This window comes from Curvibacter sp. GW821-FHT01G03 (assembly GCF_059422285.1).
In genome coordinates, this window is sequence record NZ_JBWKWP010000042.1 from 1 (window position 1) to 3041 (window position 3041).

Genomic DNA, 3041 nt, shown 5'->3' on the forward strand with positions numbered 1-3041 from the left:
GCTCTTTGGCCGCACGCATCTCCAGTTCGGCCAGCCGCAGACTGGTGATGTCAAAGTCGACGCCGACCATCTGGGCCAATCGCCCGTCGCTGTCGCGTGTGAGGGTGGCGGCACAGCGCAGGTAACGCTCGCTGCCATCGGCCCAGATCACACGGAACTCGATGCGCATGCCCTTGCCATTGCGCAGGGCCTGGGCAAAGGCCTCGGCCACCGCCTCACGGTCGTCGGGATGCAGGCGACGGGCCAGGTCTTTGTAGTCGCCGCTGAAATGGTCCAGATCAATCTGGAACAGGCGGGCCATCTGCTGGTCAAGCCACAGTTTGTGGGTGTTGATGTCCCAACCCCAGACCCCGACGCCTGCCGAACTGGTAGCCAGTTCCAGGCGGCTGGCAGCCTCGGCCAGCGAGGCTTCGATCTGCTTGCGGCGCGTGATGTCGGTGCGGATCGCCACGTACTGGTAGGGCATTCCATCGGCATCGAGTGACGGAACAATGGTGGCCGACACCCAGTAGATGGAGCCATCTTTGGCCCGATTGCACAGCTCGCCCTTCCAGACCTGGCCGCTGGAGATGGTGTGCCACAAAGACTCATAGAGCGATGCCGGGTGCAGCCCCGATTTCACGATGCGGTGATTGCGCCCCACCAACTCGTCACGGCGATAGCCGCTGATCTCGCAGAACTTGTCGTTGGCATGCAGGATCACGCCTTTCAGGTCGGTGACACTGACGATGGCATGCTGGTCCACCGCAAATTGCTGGTTGTCGCGCTCACGCCGACTGGCCTCCCGCTGAGAGACCAGGTCCAGCAGCAGCGAGGACAGCGACTCCAGGCTCATGTCCACATTGACCTGATCCGCCACGTCGGGCAGCAGATTGCGCACGGTGGTGTGCAACGATTCAATGGCCCGGTCACGGCTGGCAAGCTCTTGGCGCAGACGCAGGTTGGCGGCGTCCATTTCGTCAGAACTCAGCATCAGGCTGCGGGTGCGCAGCTCAAGATCCCGCTCGTATTGATCATAGGCCTCGTCTACCTGCTGAATCAAAGGCCCCAGCCCCTTCAATACCTGTGCCAGCGGCGCAGGCAAGCCGGTCGCCAAGCCCTGCAACTGGGCCAGACAGGCCTCCCACGACGGCTCGTCATCGATTCCAAGTTGGCGCTTCAGTTGGCGCCGGAGTCCACGGTGCATCAAATCTCCAATGCTTCAGCCATCGTGGTGATGGTCATGGTCTGGTTGTGCAGTTGGCAGGGCCCTGTTTCGCCCACGGGACAGATTTCGCCATTGGAATAGAAACCTGTCAGCACGGGCCGCGGCCCCAGCACATCGCCCACCGCCTCCACTTCATCATCAACGCGGCTGCCCATGACCAGCTTGCGCCCCACACAACTCACCAGAATGGCCAGCTCATCGGCCGGCGGCGTCAGGGCCAGCGCGGCCTCGGCCGCGTGTTCAGCCCCATCGATCAGGCGATCGGTACTGGCCTGCATCAACTTGAGCTGCGCCCCCAACGGCACTTCGCCGGCCAGAATCAAGCTGCCCGTGACCTCGTCCACCCCCAGGATGGTCCGGATCAAACCGCCCGCGCTGGAACTGGTGTCTTCCATCAGAAATGGAAACAGCAGGCCCGAGGCGGGCAAACCCCTGGCATGGTCACCGAGATAGCGTTTGTAGATGGTGAGAGCAGGTTCGCCATCCAGCTCTTGCAAGACGTTGCCTTGCACGCGTGTCACCCGCCGGGCCGGCCCGAAAGGCAGCCAGCCGCCGTAGGAACCATGCCCCAACAGCAGGCTGCTGCCATACAGGCCCAGCGCCACGGCATTGCGATCGGACACGCCTTCGTCGCCCATCACCCAGGTGCGCTCGAAAGCACCGTCGTCCCCGGCCAAGCCACCCGTGATCGGCACCGGCCGTCCCAGGCCCTGGGTCAAACCGGCCACCAGTGCACTGCCGTTGATGGCCACGCCCGGGCCATAGACCAGCACGGCCTGCAGATCGGGTGCCGCCAGCGCCTGGCCCAGGCCCTGGCCCGTCGGGAAGGAGTCCTCCATGCGGGGCACCGGCAATGTGATGCATCGCAGCCGGGTGCGATCGAACTTCAGGGCCGTGACCACACAGGCCCCCGAGGAGACCCCATCGCGCGAAATTTCACCGGCGGTCGAACAGCCGAGCAAGCGGGCCTGCGGGAAGCGCTCGCGCAGGGCCGGGTACAGGCCGCTTTGCTCAAACCAGGACACTGCACCGAACACCAGCAGGGCGTCCGGGTCCAGCGCGCGCAAAGCCTCCAAGGAGGCCCAATCTTGGGTTGTCGTCAGGATCACCTGCTGTACACGCATCTGCCAACTCCTCGCAATTCAGGGCCGGTACCGCACGGTCGCGAAGCGAGCCGGCCAACATCAACTGTAACCATAAGAACAAAGAAAAATGCCTTGCACGGCCAGGACGTGCACGCCTATTTCATCGCGGTCTTGCCCCCGTGCGGGAGGTCAATGGCCTCCCTGTGCGGGTCGCGACATGGAATTTCATTTATCGTGTTTTTTTGTATTTTTTGAATCAATTTATTTGATTCATATGATAACCACACACTGTCCCAGCAAACGATCAAAACCGACTTGCGCAGCCTGATTTTCAAACCGCCTGCGCTTTACCGTCCAGCCATCCACAAGCCAACAAGGCGCCACATGACACCGGCAGCATGAGGCCTTCAACACGGAGGACATGCACCTTGAAACCCATCCCCATCTGGCTCCCCATGGCACTCAGCCTGGCCTGCATCAGCACTGTGCAGGCACAACCCTCGGACGGCGCGGGCGCCCCCCCGCGTGGCGGCCCCCCAGCCGAGGCCGTTGCCGCCTGCAAAGGCAAGGCCTCAGGCGCCAGTTGCAGCTTCACCGGTCGCCAGAACGAGACCCTGAGCGGCACCTGCGACAGCCCGCCTGAGGGCCCTCCGGGCAGCAGCAATGCCAGCAGCTCCAGCACATCGGGCGCCTTGGCCTGCCGTCCGGCCCGCCCCTCGGGGCCGCCACCGCAGCGCTGAAGACCGCCC

General features: G+C 63.5%; 3 protein-coding genes. All 3 read right to left on the reverse strand.

Going from position 1 to position 3041, the window contains the following annotated elements; translation table 11 throughout:
- Positions 1 to 1186, reverse strand: a 1186-nt coding sequence (locus tag AC07VS_RS28680) for a PAS domain-containing protein (RefSeq protein WP_494752676.1), incomplete at its 3' end; no start/stop codon positions are given.
- Positions 1186 to 2331 (reverse strand): FIST signal transduction protein, encoded by a 1146-nt coding sequence (locus AC07VS_RS28685; RefSeq protein WP_492345372.1) that lies wholly within the window; start codon positions 2329 to 2331, stop codon positions 1186 to 1188. The genes AC07VS_RS28680 and AC07VS_RS28685, both read right to left, overlap by 1 nt.
- A gap of 292 nt (positions 2332 to 2623) precedes the next feature.
- Positions 2624 to 3041: hypothetical protein (locus tag AC07VS_RS28690; protein WP_494752677.1), on the reverse strand; the 418-nt coding region annotated here is incomplete at its 5' end.

Bases quoted from the DNA above. Each gene is read 5' to 3' on its own strand.
- AC07VS_RS28685 (WP_492345372.1), bottom strand. From the start codon at position 2,331: ATGCGTGTACAGCAGGTGATCCTGACGACAACCCAAGATTGGGCCTCC.